The organism is Paenibacillus sp. FSL R5-0912 (assembly GCF_000758605.1).
GTDB lineage: Bacteria > Bacillota > Bacilli > Paenibacillales > Paenibacillaceae > Paenibacillus_AQ.
In genome coordinates this window covers 5,159,015-5,179,339 of sequence record NZ_CP009282.1, presented here as the reverse complement: position 1 = coordinate 5,179,339, position 20,325 = coordinate 5,159,015, and the positions used below count along the sequence as shown (strand labels likewise).

Sequence of the window (20,325 nt, the reverse complement as noted above, 5' to 3'; positions counted from 1 at the left end):
ATTATACTCTGCCGTTGACAGCAGTCACATTTCTCATGAGCGAAAGTGTACTTAGAGCATTCAGAGCACATTAGCTTGGTTTGGTTACCCCAATGAAAATGGAGAGATATGGATTTTATTTGTTCTTTCTTTACACTAAATGAAACTTTTCGGAGTGGGGTGCGTCTAATACTATGTTTTGTAAAATGAACGTGGCAAAAAATTCTGCCGTCCTGTAGAGGGCGGTTGCGTTTTTGCGGGGAATATAAGGTGAAGAAAGAAAGATAATGCCTTATACACTACAATTGGGAGCAGAAGGAGTCGTACAATGAATTTGAAAAAAATGATCTTAGTGGCAGTATTGGCCGTTTCACAAACCGCAGCAGCGGTTCCGGCCTTTGCAATCCCTGCCAGCACACAAAGTACCACAAGCAACGTTGCCGCAGCGGTGAATACCACCCAGACGGTTGTAACGCAGGAGGAGCCCTCGGCTACAGATCCATTGCCTCCATTGGTTACTGAGGCGCCTGCAGGTACAGTTACGCCAACACCAACGCCAACACCGATCCCGGCAGCAACGGAAGTTCCAGAAGTGCCGGCAGCAACAGGAACACCCATTCCGGCAGTAACTCAGGCTCCTGTTAATGGCGCTGTTTCAACAGACGCTGCTGTTCCAACGGCTACTCCGCTACCCGGCAGCACCCCGGCAGGGCAGGCGCTTACAACTTCAGGCCTGACCACCTCCGCTACTGGCGGCGGCCAGCTCATCCTGATGATGAACAGCAACAAAATGTACAGAAACGGTACACCGTATACTGCCAACCAGCCGATGGCTGTCAAGAACGGCGTCTCGTATGTATCGATCCGTGCAATGGTGGAAATGGTCGGAGTAAGTTATACCTATGACTATAAAACCAAGGAAGTTATTGTTACTAAAGGCACCAGTATTATGCGGTTCAAAACGGACAGCAAAGTATATACGATCAATGGGACCAAATATACCATGAAAGGTCCAGCCTACCAGTTCAAAGGCACTTTCATGATTCCTTTAACCTCCATTACGTATGCGCTGAATATTCCCTATACGGTGGACAATGTGCAGAAGCGTGTCATTCTTACGCTGAACACTAAGCCGACAGCATCCTTTACGGTCCAACCGACTGAGATATATGCAGGTCAAACGACTGTGAATTATGTTACTTCGTATTCTTCACCGAATGGTACACCGATGGCTGAAGAACAATGGGGCGGCAATAAACTGGATATGTACGATCAGCCGGGATTCTATACCGTAACTTATTCTGTGCGTGATGCGAATAATTTGTGGAGTGATCCTTACTCTGTAACGATCCAAGTGCTGCAGCCAAATCAGCCGCCGGTGGCTCAATTCACGACTGACAAAGATGAATACAAAATGGGTGAGCCGGTAATTCTGACAGATACCAGCTACGACCCCGAGTACGAAGAATTGACGACCACTTGGAGCAACCGTGGCCTGGCCTATTTCAACCCCGGTCCTACGTCCATCCAGTTGACGGTAACCGATAAGCATGGTCTTAGCAGTACTTTTGAGAAGACCATTAACATTACAAGCGAACAACTGTACACCCAGGATGAGGTAGCGAAGCTGTTCACTATTCCCGGGGATGTTCTTACATTTGACGGCGGATTAATCCCGGCGCTTCCTAACCTGCCGTACAATCTTTCTTCTGACAGCTATACGCTGATCCGCAGTAACAGCCCTGAAACAGTTAATACAGAGGGTGTGCTGTATCGTGAGACTTCCGTAGGGAAGACACGTTTCCTGGTACATCATATGAACAATATGACTACACGACAGAAGCTGTATGTGATCGCCACGAACAACGGCATATATCCAGCAACGATAACGACGGAATACTCAGGTATTGCCGGTCCGGTAACTTCTCCGGAATATACAGGCAGAATTTCCATTCAGAAATACTATAATTCCATGATTACAGGTTCAAGCAAATCTCAAATCACCCTGCAGCCGGGACAAAGTGTGCCGATCATGACGGATCTGAATAAGATTGCCATGAAACCGAAAGAGGTGCTCTCACTCAGCGCCGATCTGATTAGTGATTATCCTATTCTATATAATGTGGTAATGGTTGAGCAGACTAAAGATCCGGTAGCTGTGCTGCCGACACTGCCAATTCTTGACCGCGACGGCGTGCATAACCGCGGAACGTATCCGGATTCAACACGCATCATCAACGTAACTGATGTAGTAGGCACAACGCAATCCAAGCTGATCCTGGGGGATAATAAAAATGACCTCAATCTGATTGGTATTGATCCGATGACTGGAACGGAGGCTTCTAATTCCGGGAACTTCGGCGTCTTGTACAAAATCGTGCTGAACCGTGTGGCAGCGAACACACTGATCACCTTCAACCCGCGTGGAGGTAATTATCTGGGTTCGTTACTGGTGAACGGAACGATTGTGAATCTGCCGAACAAGGGCAGCTTATCCAGCTCGGACATGAATGCAGTTATATTCCGTACCGGCGAATACGAAGGTCCGGTAGATATCACCTTCTCCGTAGCTTCCGGCAGCAATCTCCCTGTAAACTTTGTGTTTACTCCGCTTCCGGCCAAAAAATAAATATAACTTCAATGCAAATGCAAACGGCAGCGTTCCTGAGGGGACGGCTGCCGTTTTTTTTGAAAGTTAAGAATTTATATGTTTCGGGAATCAGTAATTAATTGTGAAATCAGGGGATATAAGCTTCTGCTTTGCGGGGATTTATTTTATGCAATGCACCCGCAGGAATGTGGGGCAGGCTGCAGGACAGGTACACTTCATTGACGGGGCAGTACTTTTGGGGCATTATAAAGAGAGTGCAATACAAACGACCTATGTTATGGGAGATGAGCGAATGCTGTCGACAGAACAAATACTGGAAGCCATGTCGGGGCAGGGACTGCGAATCACCGATCAGCGCAAAACGCTTGCCAGGTTATTCGGCGAGAATACGGGATATTTGTCTGCGAAGGATGTATATGAGCATATGGGCCGCAAATACAGCGGACTCAGCTTCGATACGGTCTACCGCAACCTGCGTGTCATGGAGGAGCTTGGTGTGCTGGAGCAGATTGTCTTTGAAGACGGTGTCAAATTCAAAGCAAGCTGCAGTCAGGACCACCATCATCATCATATGATTTGTCTTCAGTGTATGAAGACTTACCCGATTCATTTCTGTCCGATGAATTTAACAGATACACCGGATCAATTCCGGGTGGTCAAGCATAAATTTGAGGTGTTCGGTTACTGCAAGGACTGTGAACAGGGCCGCGAAGAAGAGTCCGCCGTAGCTGCTCACGGCAAAGAAGGCCGCTGAATATGGCTATCTTAAGAAGAACAGTCCAGGCTCCAATCCGGGTCTACCGCAGGTTCATATCGCCGCTTAAGCCGGCAACCTGCAGGTTCTATCCGACTTGTTCAGCCTATGCGCTTGAAGCTATTGAGGTCCATGGACCGCTGAAGGGTTCATGGCTGGCTGCAAGGCGGATCGCCCGTTGCCATCCTTTTCATCCGGGTGGGCTGGACCCGGTGCCACCGCGCAAAGAGCAATCACCAGGAGATAAGCCTGTTCATACGACTTGACATGAGCCTCTGTGATGGGTATATTTTGAATAATAAGCAATATTCCGAGGAACGGATGAGTAAATGTGGACAACCATTACAGAGAGCCGGGGCTGCTGGAAGCCGGTATGGGATGCCAGATTGAATATGGTCCGGGAGGAACTGTGTTCGAGCAGAAGCGGGTAGTTGCGGCTTGCGTAAGATAACGGCGTGTTCCAGCGTTAATGGACAGTTCCGTAAGGGACTGGCGAAGCCTGTGCTCTGTGAGGAGCCGGGGAACTTTGGGTGGTATCGCGTGAGTTTACTCTCGCCCCATATAGGGGCGGGAGTTTTTTGCGTCAATATGAGAAGGTATACGAAGGGATGACAACGTAATGAGTGAGAACAAAACCTTTTATTTAACTACACCGATCTATTATCCAAGCGATAAGCTGCATATTGGTCATGCGTATTCAACGGTGGCCGGTGATGCGATGGCCCGCTACAAGCGTCTGCGCGGCTATGAGGTCCGCTATCTGACTGGAACGGATGAGCATGGGCAGAAGATCGAGGAGAAGGCTGGTAAGGCCGGTAAGACCCCTCAGGAGTTCGTTGACGGAATTGTCGTAGGCATTAAGGATCTGTGGCGCAAGCTTGATATCTCCAATGATGATTTCATCCGTACCACTGAGGAGCGTCACAAGAAAGTGGTGGCGGATATTTTTGACCGCCTGCTGAAGCAGGGCGATATCTACAAGGGGGAATACGAAGGCTGGTACTGTATTTCGGATGAGACCTTCTACACCGAGACACAGCTGGTGGACATTGAACGGGATGCTGACGGTAATATTACCGGCGGTAAAAGTCCGGACAGCGGACATCCAGTTGAACTGGTTAAGGAAGAAAGCTACTTCTTCCGCATGAGCAAATATGCTGACCGCCTGCTGCAGTTCTACGAAGAAAATCCGGAATTCATCCTGCCGGAATCGCGTAAGAATGAGATGATTAACAACTTTATCAAGCCTGGCCTTGAGGATCTGGCCGTATCCCGTACGACCTTTGACTGGGGCGTTAAGGTAAAAGGCGATGAGAAGCATGTAGTGTACGTGTGGATTGATGCACTTACCAACTACATTACGGCTCTCGGCTATGGATCGGAAGACCGCAGCCTGTATGATAAGTTCTGGCCGGCGGATGTGCACATTGTGGGTAAGGAGATTGTCCGTTTCCACACGATCTACTGGCCGATTATTCTGATGGCGCTCGGTGAACCGCTGCCGAAGAAGGTGTTCGCGCATGGCTGGCTGCTGATGAAGGACGGTAAAATGTCCAAATCCAAAGGAAATGTCGTTGATCCGGTTACTTTAATCGACCGCTATGGTCTGGATGCTCTGCGTTATTATCTGCTGCGCGAAGTTCCGTTCGGTTCGGACGGAACCTTCACACCGGAGAGCTTCGTGGACCGCATCAACTATGATCTGGCCAACGACCTGGGCAATCTGCTGAACCGGACCGGGGCGATGGTAGAGAAATATTTCGCCGGTGAGCTTCCTGCTTATGCAGGCCAGGTGACAGCATTTGACGGGGAACTGGAAGTGGTAGTGCAGAGCACCTATGTCAAAGTAGAAGAAGCGATGGAGAAAATGGAATTCTCCGTAGCCCTGACCGCGATTGGCGCCCTGATCAGCCGGACGAACAAATATATCGACGAGACCCAGCCGTGGGTGCTGGCTAAGGATGAGAGCAGAACCGGCGAGCTGGCTTCGGTGATGAGACATCTAGTAGAGGGACTGCGCACCGCGTCCATCCTGCTGCAGCCGTTCCTGACCGGTGCTCCGGCGAAGATCTGGGAGCAGCTGGGCATTCAGCCAGGCGAGCTGACCACCTGGGAGAGCGGCAAATCATTCGGCCTGATTCCAGCGGGAACCAAGCTGGCCAAGGGCGATCCGATCTTCCCGCGCCTGGACGTGGCGCAGGAGGTGGCGTACATCGCCGAAGCGATGGGAGCCGGCAAGCCTGCAGAAGCAGCTGCTGAAGCTGCGCCTGCAGGGGCTGCAGTGACGCCGGATGCGGCTGCGGAGGGTCCGGAGGAAGAGGAGCATAAGGAAGAAATCGGCATCGACGATTTCGCCAAAGCGGAGCTGCGTGTAGCCCAGGTCATCGCCTGCGAGCCAGTGAAGAAGGCGGACAAGCTGCTGAAGCTGCAGCTCGATCTTGGATACGAGCAGCGCCAGGTCGTATCCGGCATTGCCAAGTTCTACACACCGGAAGAGCTGGTGGGGCGCAAGGTCATCTGTATCGTGAACCTGAAGCCGGTGAAGCTGCGCGGCGAGCTGTCGCAGGGTATGATCCTGGCAGCCTCCAAGGGCGACCAGCTGACGATTGCAACCGTACCGGACAGCATGCCGAATGGAGCCATTGTGAAATAAGCCAAGTGCATATTTGAATGATATGAACAATCCCCGTGTGCTTAATGCAGCGGGGATTGTTGTAGTGTAAATAGAGAATATACGTTATCAGGTGCTGGCCTTAAGCATAAGCAGCTTTAGTCTGACTACCGGGGGTCTGGCCAGAAGATCAGAGTTGACTTATCGTAACGATTACTATTATAATTCTCATAGTAAATTTTACGATTTAAGGGGTCGATTGAGAAATGTTATATAGAAGCTTGCATAAAGGGCTTTTGCTCGTTGTTGCCGCTCTGCTGCTAATGATGCTTGCCGCTTGCGGACCTAAGAGCAGCGGAAGTATCGTTGAGGGAAAAGTGAATGTCATTACTACTTTTTATCCTATATATGAATTTGCCAGTGAAATCGGCGGGGAAGATATCAATGCGATCAATCTGCTTCCGGTTGGGGTAGAGCCGCATGACTGGACGCCGCGCAGCCAGGATATTATTAATACCTCGAAGGCACAGCTGTTTCTGTACAACGGAGCAGGATTGGAGGGCTGGGTGCCCAATTTCCTCAAAAGCCTCGACAGTGACAGTGAAGCCAAGGCTGTAGAAGTCAGCCAAGGGGTTGATCTGATTATGACCGACGAGGAAGATGGCCATGATCATGGTCATGAGGATGAAGGTGCAGAACACAGCGATAGCCTACACACGGACCCGCATACTTGGGTAAGTCCGAAGTCGGCGCTCGTGATGGCGAAGAATATTAAGGAAAGCCTGCAGTCCGTAGATCCTGAGCATTCCGCTGGTTATGAAGAACGGTATCAGAAGCTGGTTGAACGCTTGAGTGCGCTCGACAGCAAGTTTACCGAGGAACTGGGCAAGCTGCCGAATAAAGAGATCGTTGTCTCTCATCAGGCCTTCTCTTATCTGGCTCGTGATTATGGTTTGTCACAGCACGCTATTATGGGGCTGTCACCGGATGCTGAACCAAGGGGACAGGATCTGCTCGATTTGGCGGCATTGGTCAAAGAAGAGGGCATCCGCTACATTTTCTTCGAAGAACTGGTATCCGATAAGCTGGCCAAAACACTCGCTAGTGAAACCGGCGTGTCCACGATGGTGCTGAATCCGGTAGAGGGTTTGACTGAAGCCCAGGAGAAGAATGGCGACAACTATTTCACGCTAATGGAGAAAAATTTGCAAAATCTCATTCTGGCTTTACAATAATAAGGAAAGTATAAGTTGAAAGGTGGTACTTCACATGCAACCGGTATCCCTGGACTGCCATCAGCATATGATCGAAATACAGGATTTGTCCTTCTCCTATGGGGAACAGAAGGTAATCTCTAATTTGAATTATACAGTGAAAGAACGTGATTTTCTCGGCATCATCGGTTCGAACGGTGCCGGCAAGACTACTCTGCTCAAGATGATAGTCGGCCTGCTGCCTGCTACCAGCGGGGAGATCAATTTATTCGGCCAGCCGGTCCGGAAGTTCAAGGACTGGGAACGGATCGGTTATGTTCCGCAGAAGAATGCCTTCAATCCGCTGTTCCCCGCTACCGTGCGTGAAGTGGTATTGTCAGGCTTGTACAATAACAAGAATCTGATCCGCCGCGTATCCAAAGCCCAGCACCGCCAATGTGAGGATGCGCTTGAAGTGATGCGGATTCAGGATATTGCGGAGAAAAGAGTTGGCCAGCTGTCCGGGGGCCAGCAGCAGCGGGTTTTTCTGGCCCGCGCCCTGATCAACCATCCGGATCTGCTGATCCTCGATGAGCCTACCGTTGGCATTGATGCCGAGACGCAGGCCGGATTCTTCGACCTGATCATGCATATGCATGCCCATCACCACATGACCTTTCTGATGGTGTCGCATGACATTGACATGATTAAGAACTATCTCGGCAACGAGCCAGTGCAGAAGAACGGCAAGATCAATTTCTATTGCCGCCATTCTCATGATGTTCAGGACTGCGTTGTTGATAATTTGCAGCATACACTGTCTTAAGTAATCGGGACTTTCGGGCTCGACTTAAGCTTCAATTGTATTTAGTACATCAGATTGCTCGCAAAAACGCTCAAATTCTGCTTCTGTTGTACTTTGTACTTTAGAATTGAGTAAATTCCCCTTATCACAACCTAATTGCCAATTTCTATTGCACGAAATACAGTAGAATCGCATTTAGCAGGCAATATTGGAGAATCTGTTGTATGTTCTGCAATAGAGTTAATTTGTGGTCGTCCATTGTACAACATCGGACGGCCTTCGTTCTTATCTTTTGCACTTGATCTTTTGCACTTGATTTTTTGCACTTGATCTTTTGTACTTGATCTTAAAATGTAGATAGATCCTGCATAAAGTTAAGCGCATCCCGCAGGGAGGAAAAGCGGTCCTGCTTCAACATCTCTAAGCAGCGAAAGTCTGCCGTCCCACGCCAATTGCACTTAACGGGTGTCCAGAGGGCAGAGCCCTTGGGGCCCTCCCTTGGAAGGGAGGGTTTGGGTGGGATCGAAAGGTTTGGATCGAAAGGTTTGGATCGAAAGGTTTGGATCGAAAGGTTTGGATCGAAAGGTTTGGATCGAAAGGTTTTGGATCTAAAAGGTTTTGGATCTAAAAGGTTTTGGATCTAAAAGGTTTTTGATCTAAAAGGTTTTGGATCTAAAAGGTTTTGTCCTAAAGGTTTAGATCTAAAAGGTTCACTCGAAAAGGTTTGATTCATAAAAGGAGAAAAATATCTTGGAAATTTTATTTAGTGACTTTTTCCAGCGGGCTCTGGCCGGCGGGCTGATGATTGGGATTACCGCGCCGCTGATAGGCGTGTTTCTGGTGCTGCGGCGCCTGTCCATGATCGGAGACACGCTGGCCCATGTGACCATTGCCGGGGTGGCGCTTGGCTTCCTGACCGGCTTCTACCCGCTCGGAGCGGGGCTGATCTTTGCCGTAGTGGCCTCGTTTGCGATTGAGAAGCTGCGCAAGGCGTACAAAAGCTATGCCGAACTCTCCATTGCCATCATCATGTCGGGCGGGGTAGCGCTGGCTTCGCTTTTTTTCACCCTGGGCAAAGGCTATAATGCGGATGTGATGAGTTACCTGTTCGGCAGCATTTACACGCTGAATAACACCGATCTGATTGTAGTAGGTATTGTTACCATTGCGGTTGTGGTTGTAGTTTCGCTGTTCTTCAAAGAGTTCTTCCTGCTCAGCTTTGAGGAGGATGCAGCCAGTGTCAGCGGATTGCCGGTGAAGCTGCTTAATACGCTGATTACCGTGTTGACCGCGCTTGTAATCAGCACGGCGATCAAAATTGTCGGCTCCCTGCTGGTATCTGCACTCCTGACCATTCCCGTGGCGATCAGCTTGCTGCTGTCCCGAAGTTTCAAGTCTTCAGTCATTCTGTCCGTGATTATCGCTGAGATCGCCGTAGTCGGCGGCCTTGTCATTGCCGGGGTGTGGAATCTGGCTCCCGGAGCCACCATTGTTCTACTGCTGATTGCACTGCTGACGTTAACACTGATCGGCAAAAAAGGCTTGCCAGCCTAAAGCCTGAAGCGCCCAGCGGCCTAAACTACATATGCTTGAATGCTGCCTTCGTGAACTGAACCCGATTAGGGAAGGAGAGATGCGCCAGTGTCCAACCTGAATGCAGGAATCGCTTTTGCCGCCGGAGTGGCGTCGTTCATATCGCCTTGCTGTCTGCCGCTCTACCCTTCCTATCTATCTTATATTACCGGCTTATCGGTACAGGAGCTGAAGAGTGGAGGCAACAGCAAAGAGGTCCGTTTCCGGACCCTCTCGCATACGCTGGCTTTTATCTTGGGCTTCTCGGCGGTGTTCTATACCCTTGGTTTCGGGGCCGGACTGTTTGGTGAATTCTTCAACGGCCAGCGGGATCTGATCCGCCAGTTGTCGGCTATTCTGATTATTGTGATGGGGCTGTTCCTGCTCGGTATTTTTCAGCCGCAGTTTCTGCTCCGGGAGCGCAAGCTGGAGCTGAAATGGAAGCCTGCGGGATATCTGGGCTCGTTTATCTTCGGCATCGGCTTCTCAGCGGGCTGGTCACCGTGCATTGGTCCCATTTTGACGGCGATTATTGCGCTTTCTGCCAGTGATCCGGGAACCTGGTTTACTTTGATTACGGCATACAGTATCGGGTTCGCGCTCCCGTTCTTCGGACTTGCTTTTTTCCTGGGCGGCGCGCGGAAGATCCTGAAGTATTCCAATCTGCTGATGAAGCTTGGCGGCACACTGATGGTGTTCATGGGCATTCTCCTGTTCACCGACCAGATGTTCCGGATAACGATCTGGCTGCAGGGGATTACGCCGGAGTGGCTGATTTTCTAAGCCTAAAGGTTAAGTGAAATAATCAATAGCCGCTTCCGGAAAATGTTCAAAAATCCGCTCTGTGATGAATTCGCGCAGGGCGGTTTGCTGTTCATCAGGGTAGACATATTTGTTCTGGCCCCATTTGCCCCATTTCTTCTTGCGCTTCTCGATATCCATCTCCAGCTTGGATTTCGGATAACGTTTCTCGATCACAGTCTTGGCCGTTTTGGTGAACCTGTGCTGGATCATTTCAAAAGTTAGACCCTTGCCAATTCCCGTCGGCAGTGTATGGGCCAGCTTCTCCAGCAGCTCGGCATAGCCTTCTTCCCAGCCGTCATGCCAGATGATCGGAGCAATGATGAAGCCGAGCGGATAACCGGCACGGGCAATCTGACCGGCAGCCTCAATCCGCTCCTCAAACCGCGAGGTGGCTGGCTCGAAATTCTTAATTACATAATCGGCGTTCACGCTGAAGCGTACGCGGGTATGGCCGTTATGCTTCAGTCCAAGCAGAGGCTCCACATGCTGGTACTTCGTCACGAAGCGCAGCCGTCCGAGCGGCTCTTCGGCCATGAATTCGATCAGCTCGGTCAGTGAGCCGGTAATATGCTCCAACCCCAGCGGGTCAGAGGTACAGGCAGCTTCAAATGTAGTAATCTCCGGGGCGCGCTCGCCGATATATCTTTTGGCCGCATCGATGATGTCTCCAGTGTTTACATATACGCGAATGTAAGGCTTGGAACCCAATGTAGTCTGAAGGTAACAATAATGACAGTGGCCCATACAGCCGGTGGCAATCGGAATCGCATAATCGGCAGACGGCTTGGACTGGTCAAAAGTCAGCGTTTTGCGGAGACCGACGACAAGTGTTCTTTTAGCGATTTTGTATTGCTCCACTTCGGTTTCGCCGGGCAAATTGGTGATCCGGTTATGCGAAGTGGTCATACGGAAGGGGATGTTACGGGCCTTAACCCACTCCATAATCCGCTCCCCTTTGGGGTAATTCAAGGCATCCGGTTCGAAAAAAACCAGCTCCGGAATGAAGAGACCCGTCGGCTTCCGTGGTCTTTTGGCAGGAGGGCGTTCAGGGGTGACTACGTTCATGAATTCACGCTCCTTATAGATGAGGATACCGTTATTGTGCCGTTAAGCGGGTGAATGGAATCATGGTAAACATCGCTAAGCAGAGAAGCGGCGGACCTGTAGGACTTGCCAAGGAGCGGCAGAAACATGTATCATTGTTAGAGCAAGGCCCGGCCCCATCGCCACGCTCAATATAGAAAAGAGGTAAAGTTAATGCCAACACCCAGCATGGAGGATTATTTGGAGCGCATATACAAGCTCATCGATGAGAAGGGTTATGCGCGGGTCTCGGATATTGCCGAGGGACTGGAAGTACACCCCTCCTCTGTGACCAAGATGATCCAAAAACTGGATAAGGACGAATATCTCATCTATGAGAAATATCGTGGGCTTGTCCTAACAAGCAAAGGAAAAAAAGTGGGAAAACGTCTTGTGGACCGCCATCAGCTGCTGGAGGAATTCCTCGGGCTTATTGGAGTTCAGCAAGAACATATTTATAAGGATGTTGAAGGCATTGAGCATCATTTGAGCTGGGATTCTATCACCCGGATCGAGACACTAGTGGAGTACTTCCGCCGGGATGAAGCGCGTCTGCAGACCTTATACGATATTCACCATGAAATGGTCAGTGATTCATAATTTTGGCTGTTTTTGTTTGATTAGCGCAACCTTTCCAGTTTGTTTACGTCAAAACGGATACCGTTCCTTTTTCACCTAAGGAAGGACTCCGTTTACTAAAGAAACGGCCTTCTCCCTGATTCAAGGATGAGAAGGCCGTTTCTTTGTTATATCACTACAACATTTGGGAGGAATTATGAATTACCGTAAATGGATTTTTGGGTTGCTGGTAGTTATGCTATGTCTGCCTGTGTGGACAACAGGGGCACGCGCTGCTTCGGTGCAGATTACCATTGAACTGGATGGAGAGAGCTTAAGCACGGATGTTCCGCCTTATATTACGCGGACCAATGTTACTATGGTCCCTGTCGGGGTAGTCAGTAAAGGAATAGGTGCCGGCGTGGTCTGGGATCAGGCCAGTAAGACGGCTACAATCAGCAAGGGGAATAATGTGCTGAAGCTGACTAGCGGAAGCAAAAGTGCAATCGTTAACGGTGATTCAGTCCCTCTGGATAACTCTGTGCAGATTACACAGGGCAGAGTGATGGTGCCGCTGCGGTTCGTCAGCGAGCAGCTCGGGCTGCAGGTGGTCTGGAATCAGGCTGCGAAGCATATTGCCTTATATTCAAATGTAGAGATTGGCGGGCCGTCTACACCTTCGACACCGTCTGTTCCGACAGTGCCTACACCATCCGTACCAACGCCTGTGGTGCCGGCACCGACCGTGCCAACGCCAACCGTACCTTCCATTCCCGGGGCTAAGACCGGAAAGGAGATGAAGGGCGCGTGGGTGTCCACCGTATTTAATCTGGACTGGCCGTCAACGGCTTCGGCCGGTAATGGAGACAAGCAGAAGAAAGAGTTCGACAGCATGCTGGACAAGCTGCAGGCTGCCGGTTTCAATAGTGTATTCGTACAGGTCAGACCCGCCGGAGATGCCCTGTATTCCTCACAGCTCGTCCCTTGGTCCAAGGTGCTTAGCGGTACCCAAGGGAAGGAGCCCGGCTATGATCCGCTCCAGTATATGGTTAGCAGCGCCCATTCACGCGGCATGCAGCTGCATGCCTGGTTCAATCCGTTCCGGGCAACTACCGATGCCTCCACTACAGGGCTTGCCGCCAATCATGTTGCCAAGCTGCATCCGGAGTGGATTGTCAAAGCTGACAGTAAGCTGTACATAAATCCGGGTATTCCGGAAGCGCGGCAGCATATCATTGACACCGTAATGGAAGTGGTCAGAGGGTATGACATCGACGGTGTGCATCTGGATGATTATTTCTATCCTTCCAGCGTAACTTTTGCCGATGACACGGCATTTAAGACTTACAACGCTCAGGCAATTGCCACCAAGGGAGACTGGCGCCGGGATAATATCAATCAGTTCATCCGGCAGCTGGGTGCAGAGATTCATGCGGTGAAACCGGCAGTTTCGTTTGGCGTTAGCCCCTTTGGGGTATGGCGCAATAAAAAAGCTGACAGCACCGGCTCAGATACCACGGCAGGCGTGTCTGCGTATGATGATATGTATGCGGATGTACGCACATGGATTAAGAGCGGCTGGGTCGACTATGTGGCCCCGCAGATTTACTGGAGCCTCTCTTTCAAAGACGCCCGCTATGATAAGCTGGTGGACTGGTGGGTGAACGAAGTCACTGGCACGGGTGTCAAGCTGTATATCGGCTTGGCCTCCTACAAAGTAGGGGACACCAAACAAACCGCGGAATGGCAGAGCGGCGATCAGATTATCAACCAGCTGAAATATAATGAGAAATACGATGAGGTTTCCGGCAGTATTTTGTTCCGGGCCAATGATATTGTGGTCCGTGATCCATTTGGCCTGGCCAGCCTGCTCAGCTTTTATTTCAAATCATAGTCAGTCATGAATAGTCCCCCGTGCTCATAGATAAGCAATAAGATCTATGGAACGGGGGACTCTTATGTATGGAGATTAACGCAGTTTTTGAAGGCGGTGGAGTGAAGGGGATTGCGCTCGCAGGTGCGGTGGAGGCAACGGAGCGGGCGGGCCGGACCTTCGGGAGAGTAGCCGGAACCTCTTCAGGCTCCATTATTGCTTCGTTGCTGGCCGCCGGATATGACGGGGAGGCGATGAGCCGGATCATCAGGGAGACGCCCTTCACATCCTTTCTCAAGCGCGGAGCGCTATATAACACCGCTGTAATAGGACCGGCAATCCGTGTGCTGATCAAAAAGGGCCTTTACTCGGGCCAGGCTCTGGAATCCTGGATCCGCGGCATTCTGCTGGAGAAGGGTGTGGTTACATTCAGCGATCTGCCGCGCGGCAGGCTGACCGTTATCGCATCAGATATTACTAACGGGAGAATTGTCGTCTTGCCGGATGATCTGGAGCTGTACGGGATTTCACCGTACTCCTTTGAAGTGGCCAAGGCTGTGCGGATGAGCTGCAGCATTCCCTACTTCTTCGATCCGGTGATGCTGCGGCTGAATGGGGAGGCAGCCCGGAGAAAGTCTTTTGCCGAGCAGTTTGTGTATATGGTGGACGGGGGGATGCTCAGCAATTTTCCGCTGTGGCTGTTTGATGAGAAGAAGGATGGCTTCCAGTCCCCTGAGCGCCGTACGCCCACAGTAGGCTACCAGTTAATCGGTAAGACACAGCCGCAGCCTTACCGCATTACCGGGCCGTTCAGCATGCTTCAGGCCATGGTAGGGACGATGCTCTCCGCCCATGATGAACGTTATATCGAGACGGATAAATTCGTACGCACTGTCAAAATTCCCACGCTGGGCATTTCCACCACCCAGTTTCATATCTCCCCGGAACAGAGTGAGGCGATCTATACTGCGGGGCTGACGGCTGGAGCGGATTTTTTCAAAAATTGGCGGCCGTCGCTTAGAACGCGTCCATACATTCACCCGGCCTAAGCGCGCCGGATCTGAATTATAACCAAAAAGGCATCCCGCATGTCGTAACGACAATGCGGAGATGCCTTTTGTTGCTTGAATCTTAGCGGATAGCCGGGAGTTCAATGATATTTGGGAAGCTGGTCGTCGTTCTTACCTTTGCTGCCTTCAATCACCTGGAATGGATAGGTTTTACGCTTGCCGGGTGAGGCGGCCTGGGTTTTGCGGATACCCGCAACCTTGGACATCGTCTTGGCCGATGGCTTGACTTTGGTGCGCGGCCGGCCGGGACCGCCGTTTGTTCTTCCGGGAACGATCTTGTACGCATAATACAGCAGCGCCAGCAGAACTAGCGGAAGAATAAAGACAGATAGTGCAGCAAGGCCGCGTATCATAAATTCCGTTACCAGCCCCCATGCTGCGAGAGCTATTGAAATCCAAACAATCAAAGTATGTCTGATCATGGGCTAATCATCCTTTCGCAGGATCCAAAATGCCGCCTGACACACTTGCCTCCGAATATCCTCTTGCTTCAATTGCGGCATCCAGCTCCCGCATCCGGTTGAACGAGGCGATGGACACCTCAACCATGTCGTCTTTAGGCTCTTTGGTCGTCAGCAGCTGCAGCCACAGACCCGGATACCCCAGATACTTGAGCCCGGGAATATCTCTCACGGCATTGGTGCCCTTCAGCACCTCAAAGGAGATCCCGATGACTACCGGCAGGAGAATAATCCGCTGCAGTACCCGTTCCATAAGATTATCCCATGGGACAACAGAGTAGATAATCACACCGAGGATAATGGTCAGCATCATGAAGCTGCTTCCGCAGCGGTAATGCAGACGGCTGTATTTCTGTACATTCTTAACAGTCAGTTCTTCGCCGGCTTCAAAAGCACTGATTACCTTATGCTCGGCACCATGATACTGGAACAGCCGTTTGATCACCGGAGTCTGTGAAATCGCAAACAGATAAACGAGCAGGAGAATCAGCTTAATGCCGCCTTCAACAAGGTTGTGCAGAATATAGTTATCAAATGCATTCTTGAATAAAAAATCTTCTACGAATACCGGCACCAGAGTAAAAATAATCTTGCCGAAAAGGAAAGAAAGAATACCCATGACAGCTACCCCGAAAATCATACCGAGGCTCCAGCCCTCATCTTTCTTCTTGTCTTTATCTTTCTCTTTCTGCTTAGCAAGCTCTTCAGGCTCTGTCTCATCCTCGGCATAGGATTCCGCCGAATAATTCAGGTGCTTCGAGCCTTTGGCGCTGGAATCTATAATACTGACAATGCCGCGAAGCAGCGGAATCTTGCGCAGTTTAAGGACCCAGCTCTTATCGCTCTTCGGCACCTCCAAAAATGTAATTTCCTGATTCTTCCTTCTTACGGCTGTTACGTTGATATGCTTGCCGCCGAACATGACGCCTTCAATGACGGCTTGGCCGCCGTAACTGGGAGTTTCCTGGGACAACCAATTCACCTTCCCGTATTTTAATGTGATTTATATAATACATTGTAACGAATTTTTAAGCACATTACTAGTTGGATTGCCGTTTGCTGTACATACTAGTCTATAGAGAGCGGAGTGGAAACCGGATTAACCCTATATTGAAAGTGAGGCTGCTCTATGAGTTCTTCTAACAAGCAAAAGTCAGTCCATACGAATCCGTTTTATTTTGCCATTGAACTGGGTTTTTTCGCCGGCATCATTTGGGGAGGAGCCCGCTGGCTGATGTACGTCCTGCATTTCACCAAGGTGATTCCGGGATTTTTGGCGGAGCCCTTCTTTAAACATGAATTTTTGGTGTCGCCTGCCGGGCATCTGCTCGGATATTTATCCTTTATCGTCTTCTCGGTGATCGTTTCCCTGATCTATGTGCTTATTTTCCGCAAGCTGAAGGGGCCTTGGCCGGGTATGATTTACGGTGTGCTCTGGTGGTCGGCCCTGTTCCTTGCCGGCTCCTGGCAGTTCCTGATGCAGCCGCCTTTCAAGCTGCCATGGAACTCTGTGATCAGTGAATTCTGCCTCTTTTTACTCTGGGGATTATTCATCGGATATACTGCGGCGATGGAGTATACGGATGAGCGGAAACGGGAGCAGCAGACAAAGCTGGCCTAAGCGTCCGAAAAAACTTCTCAGGTGGCATGCCACTATGTTAAAATACAATGTGGCTATTTCGAGAGGAGAATGAAAATGAGCAACAAGCGCGTCTCCAAGCTGCGTAAGGTTTTGCAGGAACAGGGACTGGATGCGATGTTAATTACCAGCGGCTATAACCGCCGCTATTTGAGCGGATTCACCGGCTCCTCCGGGTATGTGCTGGTTACCGGTGATGACAGTTATCTGCTGACTGACTTCAGGTATATGACACAGGCCTCGGAACAGGTAAACGGCCTCCAGGTAGTTCAGCATGCTTCGAAATTCATTGACACCGTACGCGAGCTGCTGCCGCATGGCGGACAAGTCCGGGTTGGATTCGAGCAGGATGATGTAACCTTCAGCGCGTACACTGCCTATGCGGCGGCTCTGCAGCCGGCTGTCATGGTGCCGGTATCCAAAGCCGTGGAGAATCTGCGCATGTTCAAGGACGAAGAAGAGCTGGCTGTCATGCAGCGGGCGGCCGATCTGGCCGACGCCACGTTCAGTCATATCCTGAATGTGATCAAACCAGGCATGACTGAACGTGATGTCGATCTGGAAATGGAATTCTACATGCGTACGCATGGTGCAACCTCGTCTTCGTTCGATACAATCGTTGCTTCCGGCGAACGCTCGGCCATGCCGCATGGCGTAGCCAGCAGCAAGATCATCCAGAACAACGAATTCGTAACCCTCGATTTCGGCGCTCTGCTGGACGGTTACTGCTCAGATGTAACACGTACGATTGCTACGGGATCGCCAGATCCCAAGCTGAAGGAAATCTATGATATTGTGCTTGAAGCGCAGCTTCACACACTGGCACATATCAAGCCCGGCATGACCGGCCGCGAATGTGATGCCCTGGCCCGCGACATCATCACCCGTTACGGGTATGGTGAGTATTTCGGCCACAGCACAGGCCATGGTCTGGGCATGGAGGTTCATGAATCCCCGCGTCTGTCCAAGCTTGCCGATGAAATTATGGAGCCGGGCATGGTAGTTACCGTAGAACCGGGAATTTATCTCTCCGGCCTCGGCGGCGTGCGGATTGAAGATGATATTGTCATTACCGAAAGCGGCATCGCGCTGCTGACACATTCGTCTAAGGAATACACGGTACTGTAAGACACACTTATTCAGTTAATTCATCGATTCCAGGAGGGATTTTTTGTGATTTCAGTTAATGATTTCAAGACAGGCTTGACCGTAGAAGTAGAAGGGGATATCTTCACCGTTATCGATTTCCAGCACGTGAAGCCGGGTAAGGGCGCGGCATTTGTCCGCTCCAAGCTGAAGAACCTGCGTAACGGCAATACCGTTGAACGTACATTCCGTGCAGGCGAAACGATCGGCCGTGCGATCATCGAGAACCGTGGAGTACAGTACCTGTATGCCAGCGGTTCAGAGCATGTATTCATGGACAACGAAACTTATGACCAGTTCGAGTTGACTGCGAAGCAGCTGGAATGGGAGCTTAACTTCCTGAGAGAGAATATGACTGTCAATATCGTCAGCTACCAGGGCGAAATCCTCGGAATCAACCTTCCTACAAGCGTTGAGCTGAAGGTTACCGAAACAGAACCGGGCGTTAAAGGCAATACCGCTCAGGGTGCAACTAAAGCGGCTGTTCTGGAAACCGGCCATACGGTACAGGTTCCATTGTTCATTAATGAAGGAGACGTTCTCCTGATCGATACCCGCGAAGGTAAATACATCTCCCGCGCGTAGGAGCTGTCTTAGCTCCGGGTTCAACGTTATTTAAGACGGCCTCCCCGCACTATGCGGCGGAGGTTTTTTGTACAGCTTCAGCTGAATATAATTTGCCCTGCCAGGCTTAGAGGAATGGACATGTTCGGAAAATTGGGCGCTTTTTTTGTGAAACTATTAACGCATGTCATGATTTTCGTATTATACTGTGTTAAAGCGAAAACCAAATAAAAGCTACTACTTACAGCGAAATAGGGAGTGAATGGGACTTTGTCACTTTATGTTATGAAATTCGGAGGCAGCTCCGTCGGCGATATTGAACGTATGAAGCGTGTCGCCAAGCGCATCGCAGATAAGCAGGATGAGGGACATCGCTGCGTTGTGGTTGTATCCGCTATGGGGGATACGACAGATGAACTGATCGATCAGGCGAAACAGCTGAACGGGCAGCCTCCCGCACGGGAAATGGATATGCTGATGACTACGGGGGAACAGATCTCAGTAGCGCTTCTGTCCATCGCTCTTCATGGAATCGGGCGGAATGCTGTATCCTATACAGGCTGGCAGGCCGGGTTCCGTACCGATGAGACCCATGGCCGTGCGCGGATTAGTGAAATCGTTCCACGCCGTGTTCTGGAGTCGCTGGAGCGTGAGCAGATTGTTATCGTTGCCGGGTTCCAGGGAATGACACTGGACGGTGAGATTACCACGCTGGGCCGCGGAGGTTCGGATACAACGGCGGTTGCGCTGGCTGCTGCGATCAAAGCAGATGTCTGCGAAATCTATACCGATGTGGACGGCATCTATTCCACAGACCCGCGTATTGTGAAGACTGCGCGGAAGCTGAAGGAAATTTCATATGACGAGATGCTGGAGCTGGCTAATCTCGGTGCAGCCGTACTGCATCCGCGCGCGGTGGAGTATGCCAAACGATATCAAGTGAAGCTGGTCGTCAGATCGAGCTTTAACCATAATGAGGGAACTGTTGTGAAGGAGGAAGCAAGTATGGAGCAGGGTGTAGTAGTTAGCGGCATTGCGTATGACAAGAATGTGGCCCGGATCAGTATTCTGGGAGTTCCGGATGTTCCGGGTGTACTTGCCCAGGTCTTCGGCAAGCTGGCCGAAGAGGGTGTGGACGTTGATATTATCGTACAGAGCGGCGTTCAGAATCAGACCGCAGACTTCTCCTTTACCGTAGCCCTTAGCGATCTGGAAAAGGCTAAGCAGGTAATTGAAGGATTGCACAGTGTCTTGCCGTACCGTGAAGTGACTTCCGAGGATAGTCTGGTCAAGGTGTCGATTGTCGGCGCCGGCATGGTCAGCCATCCGGGGGTTGCGGCCCAAATGTTCGAGGTGATCTCGAACGAAGGTGTGAGCATCAAGATGGTCAGCACCTCCGAGATCAAGGTTTCCTGCGTCATTGAATCCGGCAATCTGCAGCAGATTATTCAGGCGTTGCATACCGCTTATAATCTCGACACCGCAGAGCAGGCCTTCGTGGGAGGCCCGCAGGACCGCCGGTAAGCTTCTGGACTGTAATTCTACAGCATGACCATTGGGGATGTTTCTTCAGCCGGAAGGCTGGAGGACATCCCTGTTTGG

General features: G+C 50.7%; 18 protein-coding genes. 15 read left to right on the top strand and 3 right to left on the bottom strand.

All coding sequences use genetic code 11. The features are described 5' to 3' along the window. Window positions 1-307 precede the first annotated feature (307 nt). The 8 genes from R50912_RS22075 (at window position 308) to R50912_RS22040 (ending at window position 10,308) form a co-directional block, all read left to right on the top strand. Window positions 308-2,608 carry a copper amine oxidase N-terminal domain-containing protein gene (locus R50912_RS22075; RefSeq protein WP_042237896.1) on the top strand — a complete coding sequence of 767 codons (2,301 nt, stop codon included), beginning with the start codon at window positions 308-310 and terminating at the stop codon, window positions 2,606-2,608. 274 nt (window positions 2,609-2,882) lie between these two features. After that, window positions 2,883-3,344 (top strand): Fur family transcriptional regulator, encoded by a 462-nt coding sequence (locus R50912_RS22070; RefSeq protein ID WP_039295454.1) that lies wholly within the window; start codon window positions 2,883-2,885, stop codon window positions 3,342-3,344. Between the two features lie 2 nt (window positions 3,345-3,346). After that, the gene (gene yidD / locus R50912_RS22065) at window positions 3,347-3,610 is read left to right on the top strand and encodes a membrane protein insertion efficiency factor YidD (RefSeq protein WP_042237893.1); all 264 of its coding nucleotides are present in this window, start codon (window positions 3,347-3,349) and stop codon (window positions 3,608-3,610) included. Window positions 3,611-3,963: 353 nt separating this feature from the next. Next, window positions 3,964-5,997 (top strand): methionine--tRNA ligase, encoded by a 2,034-nt coding sequence (gene metG, locus R50912_RS22060; RefSeq protein WP_042237891.1) that lies wholly within the window; start codon window positions 3,964-3,966, stop codon window positions 5,995-5,997. Between the two features lie 224 nt (window positions 5,998-6,221). Beyond that, window positions 6,222-7,190 carry a metal ABC transporter solute-binding protein, Zn/Mn family gene (locus R50912_RS22055; RefSeq protein ID WP_042237889.1) on the top strand — a complete coding sequence of 323 codons (969 nt, stop codon included), beginning with the start codon at window positions 6,222-6,224 and terminating at the stop codon, window positions 7,188-7,190. A 34-nt stretch (window positions 7,191-7,224) separates the two neighbouring features. Beyond that, complete coding sequence (locus R50912_RS22050) at window positions 7,225-7,974, top strand: metal ABC transporter ATP-binding protein (protein ID WP_042237887.1); 750 nt, start codon at window positions 7,225-7,227, stop codon at window positions 7,972-7,974. A gap of 729 nt (window positions 7,975-8,703) precedes the next feature. Continuing rightward, window positions 8,704-9,507 (top strand): metal ABC transporter permease, encoded by an 804-nt coding sequence (locus R50912_RS22045; RefSeq protein WP_042237885.1) that lies wholly within the window; start codon window positions 8,704-8,706, stop codon window positions 9,505-9,507. 87 nt (window positions 9,508-9,594) lie between these two features. After that, a complete protein-coding gene (locus tag R50912_RS22040; RefSeq protein WP_042237882.1) occupies window positions 9,595-10,308 on the top strand; it encodes a cytochrome c biogenesis CcdA family protein in 714 nt (237 codons plus the stop codon). Between the two features lie 9 nt (window positions 10,309-10,317). Here the strand turns inward: R50912_RS22040 and splB are convergent, their stop codons facing one another. Continuing rightward, window positions 10,318-11,394, bottom strand: coding sequence for a spore photoproduct lyase (splB, locus tag R50912_RS22035; RefSeq protein ID WP_042237880.1), 1,077 nt, complete (start codon window positions 11,392-11,394; stop codon window positions 10,318-10,320). Window positions 11,395-11,586: 192 nt separating this feature from the next. On the opposite strand from splB, the gene mntR reads away from it, so the two are divergent. From mntR to R50912_RS22020, 3 genes are all read left to right on the top strand, one after another. Beyond that, the gene (gene mntR, locus R50912_RS22030) at window positions 11,587-12,012 is read left to right on the top strand and encodes a transcriptional regulator MntR (RefSeq protein WP_039295471.1); all 426 of its coding nucleotides are present in this window, start codon (window positions 11,587-11,589) and stop codon (window positions 12,010-12,012) included. Between the two features lie 175 nt (window positions 12,013-12,187). Then, window positions 12,188-13,864 carry a family 10 glycosylhydrolase gene (locus R50912_RS22025; RefSeq protein WP_042237878.1) on the top strand — a complete coding sequence of 559 codons (1,677 nt, stop codon included), beginning with the start codon at window positions 12,188-12,190 and terminating at the stop codon, window positions 13,862-13,864. 68 nt (window positions 13,865-13,932) lie between these two features. After that, the gene (locus R50912_RS22020) at window positions 13,933-14,892 is read left to right on the top strand and encodes a patatin-like phospholipase family protein (RefSeq protein WP_042237876.1); all 960 of its coding nucleotides are present in this window, start codon (window positions 13,933-13,935) and stop codon (window positions 14,890-14,892) included. A gap of 101 nt (window positions 14,893-14,993) precedes the next feature. On the opposite strand, the gene R50912_RS22015 is transcribed toward R50912_RS22020, so the two are convergent. Further along, window positions 14,994-15,335, bottom strand: a complete 342-nt coding sequence (locus R50912_RS22015; protein ID WP_042237874.1) for a hypothetical protein — start codon at window positions 15,333-15,335, stop codon at window positions 14,994-14,996. Between the two features lie 7 nt (window positions 15,336-15,342). Continuing rightward, a complete protein-coding gene (locus tag R50912_RS22010) occupies window positions 15,343-16,296 on the bottom strand; it encodes a DUF1385 domain-containing protein (RefSeq protein ID WP_152679709.1) in 954 nt (317 codons plus the stop codon). Between the two features lie 207 nt (window positions 16,297-16,503). Between R50912_RS22010 and R50912_RS22005 the strand changes: the two genes are divergently transcribed. The 4 genes from R50912_RS22005 (at window position 16,504) to R50912_RS21990 (ending at window position 20,247) form a co-directional block, all read left to right on the top strand. Beyond that, on the top strand, window positions 16,504-16,995 hold the full coding sequence (locus tag R50912_RS22005) for a YqhR family membrane protein (RefSeq protein WP_042237871.1): 492 nt from the start codon (window positions 16,504-16,506) through the stop codon (window positions 16,993-16,995). Window positions 16,996-17,070: 75 nt separating this feature from the next. Further along, window positions 17,071-18,141, top strand: coding sequence for a M24 family metallopeptidase (locus R50912_RS22000; RefSeq protein WP_042237870.1), 1,071 nt, complete (start codon window positions 17,071-17,073; stop codon window positions 18,139-18,141). Window positions 18,142-18,186: 45 nt separating this feature from the next. Beyond that, window positions 18,187-18,744: an elongation factor P gene (efp, locus tag R50912_RS21995; protein ID WP_042237868.1), complete on the top strand. Its 558-nt coding sequence runs from the start codon at window positions 18,187-18,189 to the stop codon at window positions 18,742-18,744. Between the two features lie 249 nt (window positions 18,745-18,993). After that, the gene (locus R50912_RS21990) at window positions 18,994-20,247 is read left to right on the top strand and encodes an aspartate kinase (protein ID WP_039295541.1); all 1,254 of its coding nucleotides are present in this window, start codon (window positions 18,994-18,996) and stop codon (window positions 20,245-20,247) included. Window positions 20,248-20,325: the final 78 nt, after the last annotated feature.

Excerpts from the sequence above, each read along its gene's own strand:
- R50912_RS22075 (WP_042237896.1), top strand. The coding sequence starts at position 308 with ATGAATTTGAAAAAAATGATCTTAGTGGCAGTATTGGCCGTTTCACAA.
- R50912_RS22070 (WP_039295454.1), top strand. The coding sequence starts at position 2,883 with ATGCTGTCGACAGAACAAATACTGGAAGCCATGTCGGGGCAGGGACTG.
- yidD (WP_042237893.1), top strand. The coding sequence starts at position 3,347 with ATGGCTATCTTAAGAAGAACAGTCCAGGCTCCAATCCGGGTCTACCGC.
- metG (WP_042237891.1), top strand. The coding sequence starts at position 3,964 with ATGAGTGAGAACAAAACCTTTTATTTAACTACACCGATCTATTATCCA.
- R50912_RS22055 (WP_042237889.1), top strand. The coding sequence starts at position 6,222 with ATGTTATATAGAAGCTTGCATAAAGGGCTTTTGCTCGTTGTTGCCGCT.
- R50912_RS22050 (WP_042237887.1), top strand. The coding sequence starts at position 7,225 with ATGCAACCGGTATCCCTGGACTGCCATCAGCATATGATCGAAATACAG.
- splB (WP_042237880.1), bottom strand. The coding sequence starts at position 11,394 with ATGAACGTAGTCACCCCTGAACGCCCTCCTGCCAAAAGACCACGGAAG.
- mntR (WP_039295471.1), top strand. The coding sequence starts at position 11,587 with ATGCCAACACCCAGCATGGAGGATTATTTGGAGCGCATATACAAGCTC.
- R50912_RS22025 (WP_042237878.1), top strand. The coding sequence starts at position 12,188 with ATGAATTACCGTAAATGGATTTTTGGGTTGCTGGTAGTTATGCTATGT.
- R50912_RS22020 (WP_042237876.1), top strand. The coding sequence starts at position 13,933 with ATGGAGATTAACGCAGTTTTTGAAGGCGGTGGAGTGAAGGGGATTGCG.
- R50912_RS22015 (WP_042237874.1), bottom strand. The coding sequence starts at position 15,335 with ATGATCAGACATACTTTGATTGTTTGGATTTCAATAGCTCTCGCAGCA.
- R50912_RS22010 (WP_152679709.1), bottom strand. The coding sequence starts at position 16,296 with ATGTTCGGCGGCAAGCATATCAACGTAACAGCCGTAAGAAGGAAGAAT.
- R50912_RS22005 (WP_042237871.1), top strand. The coding sequence starts at position 16,504 with ATGAGTTCTTCTAACAAGCAAAAGTCAGTCCATACGAATCCGTTTTAT.
- R50912_RS22000 (WP_042237870.1), top strand. The coding sequence starts at position 17,071 with ATGAGCAACAAGCGCGTCTCCAAGCTGCGTAAGGTTTTGCAGGAACAG.